This is a genomic window from Sulfurovum sp. (assembly GCF_041562805.1).
In the GTDB taxonomy this organism is placed as follows: Bacteria; Campylobacterota; Campylobacteria; order Campylobacterales; family Sulfurovaceae; genus Sulfurovum.
Map to the genome: position 1 here is coordinate 1 of NZ_JBFFOH010000141.1, position 6571 is coordinate 6571.

General features: G+C 38.4%; 7 protein-coding genes. 3 read left to right on the top strand and 4 right to left on the bottom strand.

Going from position 1 to position 6571, the window contains the following annotated elements; translation table 11 throughout:
* The first annotated feature begins 932 nt into the window (after nt 1-932).
* Both ABYK33_RS12670 and ABYK33_RS12675 read left to right on the top strand, forming a co-directional pair.
* Complete coding sequence (locus ABYK33_RS12670; RefSeq protein WP_373033629.1) at nt 933-1814, top strand: HigA family addiction module antitoxin; 882 nt, start codon at nt 933-935, stop codon at nt 1812-1814.
* Nucleotides 1814-2386, top strand: a complete 573-nt coding sequence (locus tag ABYK33_RS12675; RefSeq protein WP_373033630.1) for a DUF6036 family nucleotidyltransferase — start codon at nt 1814-1816, stop codon at nt 2384-2386. The genes ABYK33_RS12670 and ABYK33_RS12675 overlap by 1 nt, the downstream gene beginning before the upstream one ends.
* A gap of 177 nt (nt 2387-2563) precedes the next feature.
* On the opposite strand, the gene ABYK33_RS12680 is transcribed toward ABYK33_RS12675, so the two are convergent.
* From ABYK33_RS12680 to ABYK33_RS12690, 3 genes are read right to left on the bottom strand one after another with little or no spacing between them, the layout of a single operon-like run.
* A complete protein-coding gene (locus ABYK33_RS12680; RefSeq protein ID WP_373033631.1) occupies nt 2564-3496 on the bottom strand; it encodes an AAA family ATPase in 933 nt (310 codons plus the stop codon).
* Nucleotides 3471-4967 carry a GNAT family N-acetyltransferase gene (locus ABYK33_RS12685; protein WP_373033632.1) on the bottom strand — a complete coding sequence of 499 codons (1497 nt, stop codon included), beginning with the start codon at nt 4965-4967 and terminating at the stop codon, nt 3471-3473. The genes ABYK33_RS12680 and ABYK33_RS12685 overlap by 26 nt, the downstream gene beginning before the upstream one ends.
* Before the next feature lie 55 nt (nt 4968-5022).
* Nucleotides 5023-5424 carry an ASCH domain-containing protein gene (locus ABYK33_RS12690; protein WP_373033633.1) on the bottom strand — a complete coding sequence of 134 codons (402 nt, stop codon included), beginning with the start codon at nt 5422-5424 and terminating at the stop codon, nt 5023-5025.
* A gap of 175 nt (nt 5425-5599) precedes the next feature.
* Here ABYK33_RS12690 and trxA point away from each other — a divergent pair, with 175 nt between their 5' ends.
* Nucleotides 5600-5974 carry a thioredoxin gene (gene trxA, locus ABYK33_RS12695; RefSeq protein WP_373033635.1) on the top strand — a complete coding sequence of 125 codons (375 nt, stop codon included), beginning with the start codon at nt 5600-5602 and terminating at the stop codon, nt 5972-5974.
* Nucleotides 5975-6057: 83 nt separating this feature from the next.
* On the opposite strand, the gene ABYK33_RS12700 is transcribed toward trxA, so the two are convergent.
* The coding region (locus ABYK33_RS12700) for a PAS domain-containing protein (protein WP_373033636.1) at nt 6058-6571 on the bottom strand (514 nt) is incomplete at its 5' end.

The following is a 6571-nucleotide window of genomic DNA, read 5'->3' on the forward strand; positions in this document are numbered from 1 at the left end:
AACAGTTCTTCCACTCAAGCATTGAAGCCTCCTATAATCTAACCTTATTTATAACTGAAAATAAAATTATAATATATTTTGCTTAAGTAATCACCAGAATTCGCCTAAATTGTTCAAATAGTGACCATTTTAGGAAGATGTCACTTTACCCCCCCCTTACCCCCTTTTCTCTTCCTAATTTTTTGTATTGGCACCGCTAAACGCAACGTGTCTCTTACTCTCTCGAATCCTCTTCGAGCCACGTTTCGACCTCATCGACAAAAAAGATCTCCGCACCATCGAGCACATGGTTCGCCCCGTCAATGCAGCGATGGAAAAAGCAGGTGAGATCAAAATCGTTGGCGGGCTGTACGATGTGCACACAGGAGTTGTCACCCTGCTGAACTGACCGCCATAACAGACGTCGGCTTGCCTCTTCAAACAAGCTGGCGAAGCACTTTGTCTTGCAAAAGAACTGAGAAAGAACAGGGTCTATAGTTGGTAATATGTTAGTGTGAGTAGAAATAAAAATTAATATTGGTAACCTGACCCCTAGTCTTTTTCGAAAACAAGCGATCTCCTTTCTTCGGTAACTTTAACGTAAACAAAATTACATTCCAAAGGTTGTCCCTGTCCATAAAAACTCTGTTTCATGACTTCAATCTTTCGTGTTCCAACGTCGGAACAATAAACATATCTCTTTTGACAAGCTGACCGCGATGCCCGTTCAATATTGCACGATTGCTCATATGAGTTTCGTTAGAAAAACAACAACTACTTGTAATTTTCAGATGTTGAACCATAAGCAATGTCTAGAAGGCCACCAACGGAGTCCATTTTGCAATCATTGCAAAAATAACTATTTTAGGACCTCGGATAAGTAGATATACAATATATTTATCATAATATGATATAATTATTGAATATAGATAAATAAATAGAAAGGTTTTATAATGGTACAGCATCCGATGGACTTTCTTCGCAAGCACTACATAGAGCCTGCGGGGTTGACACAAGACATGCTTTGCAAGCACTTGGTTTTGGGTAAAAAGACGATCAGCGAACTTTATCAGCACAAACGCGGGTTAACTGTTTCAACCGCGAAAAAGCTGGGGAAACTTTTCGACGTAAGTCCGCAAAAGCTTCTTGAGATGCAAGTCTCTTACGATCTTGAAAATGACCTTACCGAACCCGACATCAAGCCTCTTGACCTGCCTGCAAACACTAAAAGCCTGCTGACACTGCTTAATGCCAACCGATCAGGCGACAAATACACAACAGCAGATCTTGTGAAATTGTTTAGAGACGATCAAGAATTTACGAACAGTAAATTGCTTTATGCCCTTTTTACAAAAGCACCGCTCTCTAAAGTTGTTAAATACATGGCGGACATGCGTATCGGCGTTAGTCATCTAAAGCATCTGTATAGGCTATACGTCAAAGAGGGTGGGAAACCGAACCTTACATATGAGCGGCTGTTAGCTGACGACGACAAGACCGCTATAGTAAAACTGTGTGACAACGGTCATTTTTTTAATGACCCTCGCGAGTTTGAAGAGTACCTGTTTTACCGTCTGCGTCTGTTACGCCACAAAAAGCCACTAAAGGATCTTGCTATGGACGCTACACAACCGCAGACAGTACGCCAACGCGCGCTCTATTTATACAGCCATGCAAGCGGAACAAAACCAAAACTCGGATTTCAGCCGAATCCGACAACATTATTTGCAAATTCCAAAAGACCGACGACTGATCTAAAAGCAGACAAATATGGGGTACTAGGAAGCATCGATACCGCCCGTTACAACCAGTTTGTCGCGACAGGAAGTTATTAATGCAAGCAAACTACGCCGCTGCTGTTCTTGAGATCTTTAAGATCATCAGTGAACATAACAACGAGCACTATCCAGGAAAAGTGGCGGCGATCTACCTCGCCGGCGGTGCTGCGGTTCACTTCTATGTCAATGCAAGGGTCTCGGACGATGTAGACGCTATTATGGAACCTTATCGTCCTGCTATTCCGGCTGACTTGGAAGCCGTCTGGACAAATAAAGAGGGTGAGTTAAAAGCTTTGAGTTTCGATTATCAGTACAATCCAACGTTCGGTTTGCTGGATGAGGGATATCAAGAGAGGGCCTACCACTGGAAAGATATCGACAACAATATAAAGCTCTATGTTCTGCACCCCATTGATCTGGTCATTACAAAATTGGTCAGATACAGCGACTCGGACATTGCGGACATTGAAGCGCTGATTCGTTTGAAGAGTTTTAACATTGACACATTTGAAAAGCTTGCATTAAAAGCACTAAGTGAGTCTGTAGGCATCAGCCCCGACAGAGGCTTGCACCACACTATAGGCTGGGTCAAAGAGCTCTATAGTAATTTTAAATCGCAAGAGTCTTAACAAAGTGCAGTCCTCACCACGTACTTTTCCAAAACCGGCAAAGTAATCTGCTTCTTCGAACAAGCCGGTAAAGCGCTCTATCTTGCTAAAAAACTGGGGAAAAACAGGGTTTGTAGTTGGTAAGCGATTACCAAGAGTAGAGATAAAAATTAATATTGGTAACCTGGCCCCTATACTTCAGCCAATAGCGGCTGAAACTATAGTTTTTAATTTTAAATATTCGTGACTTTCTAGTACATATAAAGGAATCTGAAGTTCATTCGCCACATTTTTAGCATGTTCTATTTCTTCTTTTCTCATTAACTCAATCAAGTCAATATTATATGTTTTACTATCTCTCTTCTGCAATCTTTCCATAATAGTTTCTTTTTTTTCATTTATTAAGATCACTGTACTTAGATTCATTTGACGAAAAACGTTGATAGATATTTTTTCGATTTCTTTTTTCTTATTCAATAAAGTAAAATGTCCATCCAGTAAAAAAGAGCTTTTTTTCGTATAACTTTTTAACTGTTGTAGTAATATTATTTGATTATCTTTTATGCTTTTAACAATTTTATTTTTTGTCTCTATTTCACTTTTGGTATTTTTAATTAACTTGCTAGCTGTTAATACGTCAACACCAATATCTATCTTTAATTTATCACACATGGTACTTTTACCAACACCATGCATACCACCAACAAATATAACTTTCTTTTTTTTACCATATTCTAATAATTTTCCTAAGTAACTGTCTGAAACATATTTAAAAGACTGTGGAGCGACAAAACCATGGAAGAGCTCATTCGGATTAATCCAGTCATTAAAAGGCACTACCTCATCTAGCTCAATAGCAAATGCATATTTTTTTCCCTTAAAGTATTCTCTATAGAACCGCCGTACTACTCCTCCCTCTTTCTTCGTAGTTTCCCATACATTGTGTGGAGAACCACGAAGTACTTGTTTAACAGATGCTATTCCAATTATTTTTTTTATAGGGGCAGTCGCATAAATGACTATATGGGAGACATCCTCAGATAAATGTACTTTGCGATATTCAAATTTTTTTTGCTCAAAAAGAATTTTGAAGGCGAACTCGGGGTTAATGGACATCAACGCAAGTTTCATTTGTACCTTTCATTAGAATTCTTCGGAATTTTTGATCTTCTATTCTCGTAATCGACTGAATATTACCATTAACAATGCCATTCTCTAAAAGCCACTTTAATGAAATTCCATCATTTAAGTGAAATACTTGTCTAAATAATATAACTTTTGTAGGCTTCACGCTCATCTCATCAATGTCTCGGAATGAATAAACTGTTCGTTTTGCAACTTCCCCTGCAATTAAGTCTGAATCATCTGAAATAAAAAATTTCTCAACTATTGCTAATGTCGTAACACTTTGAAGATCATGAGATCGATAAAAAAGCACTAAGTCACCTGAATTCATATGTGATAAATTCGAATGAGACAAGTAAGCTTTTTTAATAGTATTTCCAGCTGCTTTATTTACAGAAAACAATGAAGCTTGTCTTTGCTTATCTGGGAAAAGAACTTCATGATATTGTGGCTTAATAGGGATAATATACTTTGAAACATTATCACATATAAATGAAGGAGAATAAAGACGGTGAAATTCAAACGCACTAATGTCTAAGTCAAATATACCATAGCCAACTTGTTTAACTAAAATCAAATCTCTATGACTTTTTATGTCCTTTCCAAATTCATTAAAGCCAAAATCTTTACATAAATCTTGTAGAAATTCATGTTTTTCAGGATGTACCGTTAAATATACATACTTACAATTATTCTTCCTTGCATATTCAAAAGCACTTTTTAGAAATAATTCTCCAATCTTTTGTCCACGCACCTTTTCACTAACTTTAAAAGTTGACAGTTTTAAACTTTTGGCACCTAATCCTCTTTGATCACTTGTAATAATTTCTCCATCTTCTTCTTTGTAAATCAATATAGCACTTAACTCACCAGTATCATTTGTTGCAATTTGTGCTTTTCTTCCTTCTCTACTCTTTTCATCAAACCACTCATTAAACCCAATATAATCTTCGCGAAGTGAATCAAAAAAAACGTCTTCAATATCTAATCTATGAAGTGGTGAGATCTCTAAATTCGGTAATCTTATTTCATGCTTTTCCGGATGTAAGTGCTTCAGTGCATCGACCACTTGCTGTATATAAAAAACTTTATTTCTAATACCCATTTGCTGGGCTTTCTTGTGAATTCCTCGATCTTCTGTCACAAGCCAATGAACTGCACTCATGTACACTGCTGATAACATAGCATTATCAATTCGATCATTATCTTTTCGAATCTCAATATTAAAGTCAAGCACCTCTTTTTCAGAAAATAATGGAGGTTCTTCTAAGTATGGATATTTTTCAAAGCGTGACAATATACTTTTTTTTCTTGATTCTACTTTGTCTCGTCCAATATCCTCTGCTGACAATGGATGTATTAAAACTTGGTGGTTGTATTCGGAGGTTAATCTAATTAACTGACTCAAACTTTCGTCTAGTACTTGTGTTGAGTCTTCTAGTGGAATGATAATATTTGTATCTATAAGTATCCGCATACGCTGCCATTAAACAATAATTCACAGATGATAGCATAATTTTGACTTTTATATATTACAGAAGTTTTTTTAGGAATGAATCAAAATATATGTATGATTGTGGAGGAATAAAAGCTTCAAAACGACTATACGGGCATATAGCTTCATCAAAAAGTACTAGGTTTTCTATAAAAAGAGAATAGCCTTGGTCTCTTCCTTCATAATATTGAAAAAAGTTAGTTTCATCTATACCACCATATTTTGAGCACTTTTCCCATATGTCTTTTGGATGAGCTGTAAACACATTGTTTAGTTCAAAATAGCCAATAATCTTTTGTACTGGTGATGAAGAATAAATATATATTTTTTTTACATTATTGGATTTAAAAATTTTCTTTCGAAATTCATATTTCTTTTCACCCTTCACTATAGCGTCAACATATTTAGGTTTTATAGATAATAGAACTGATGTTTGCATGAAATATCCTAGTAAATTCGAAGAAGTATAGCTATTTTCTCTTGGTTCAACATGAAGTCCGCCCTAGGGGTTGAATCTCAACTTTTATCCACACCCTAGGTAGAAGCCTCTCCCTCTCCTCAACCCCGCCTCGAACCCAATATGCATTGAACCCTTAAACACACAAGGATAAAACATGGCATTGATGGCATTGACAGAAGAGAACTTTGAGAAGACGATTGCCGAGAACGAAATTGTTATTATGGATTTTTGGGCTCAGTGGTGCGCACCCTGCAAGCAGTACGGACCCATATTCGAAAGAGTGGCGGAGAACACCCCCGGCGTTACATTTGCGAAAGTCAACACCGATAATGAACCGTCAATAGCCTCAGAGTTTCAGATCCGTTCCATTCCTACGACTATTGTCATGAAAGAGGAGATCGTTGTGCTTGTGCAGGAAGGGGTCCTGTTCCAGGAGAGGTTGGCGGAGATCGTCGAAAAGGCGCAGGCGCTCGACATGGAGATGGTCCGTAAAAAGATCGCAGAGCAGGAAGCGGCAGCCGCTCACTAGTCTCCGCTTGAGAGGCCAAAATAAAGAGGGATTGATTTTATTTGGTGCGCAGAAGCTTGTCTGCGCAAATGGCGATATGGGGCTTATTTGCCGCCGAACATCTTGGCCATCGCCGAGAAGAAGATCTTGAATGCTCCGTTGTTGCCGATGACCTTGTCGATGTACTCATCGTAGGTCATGCGCTGCGAATCCAAATAACCTGCAAGGTACTTTTCGGAGGCTTCGAGACCGCCTGTTTTCTCAACACCCAAAAGCTCTGAGTAAAGCTTGCTAATGGTGTCGACCGTTTGCGGTTTGGCCGACTGGCGGTAGGCCATGTAGCTTTTAATCGTGTTCGTCAACGAATCTTTTTTAATCTCGAACTTCGTCGTCACCCAGTAATAACGCCCGTCTTTCGCCATGTTCTTGACGACCGCAAAAATATTTTGACCCTGCTGCAACCGGTCCCACATAAGCTTAAAGATCACCTTCGGCATGTCCGGGTGACGAATGAGGTTGTGTGACCTCCCAATTAAATCGCTTGCGTTATAGCCTGAAATCTCAAAAAAGTAGTCGTTTCCGAACTCTATATTTCCTTTAGTGTCCGTACGACTCATG

Coding starts and splice junctions, on each gene's coding strand:
- trxA (WP_373033635.1), top strand. CDS start 5,600: ATGGCATTGATGGCATTGACAGAAGAGAACTTTGAGAAGACGATTGCC.
- ABYK33_RS12685 (WP_373033632.1), bottom strand. CDS start 4,967: ATGCGGATACTTATAGATACAAATATTATCATTCCACTAGAAGACTCA.
- ABYK33_RS12690 (WP_373033633.1), bottom strand. CDS start 5,424: ATGCAAACATCAGTTCTATTATCTATAAAACCTAAATATGTTGACGCT.
- ABYK33_RS12675 (WP_373033630.1), top strand. CDS start 1,814: ATGCAAGCAAACTACGCCGCTGCTGTTCTTGAGATCTTTAAGATCATC.
- ABYK33_RS12670 (WP_373033629.1), top strand. CDS start 933: ATGGTACAGCATCCGATGGACTTTCTTCGCAAGCACTACATAGAGCCT.
- ABYK33_RS12680 (WP_373033631.1), bottom strand. CDS start 3,496: ATGAAACTTGCGTTGATGTCCATTAACCCCGAGTTCGCCTTCAAAATT.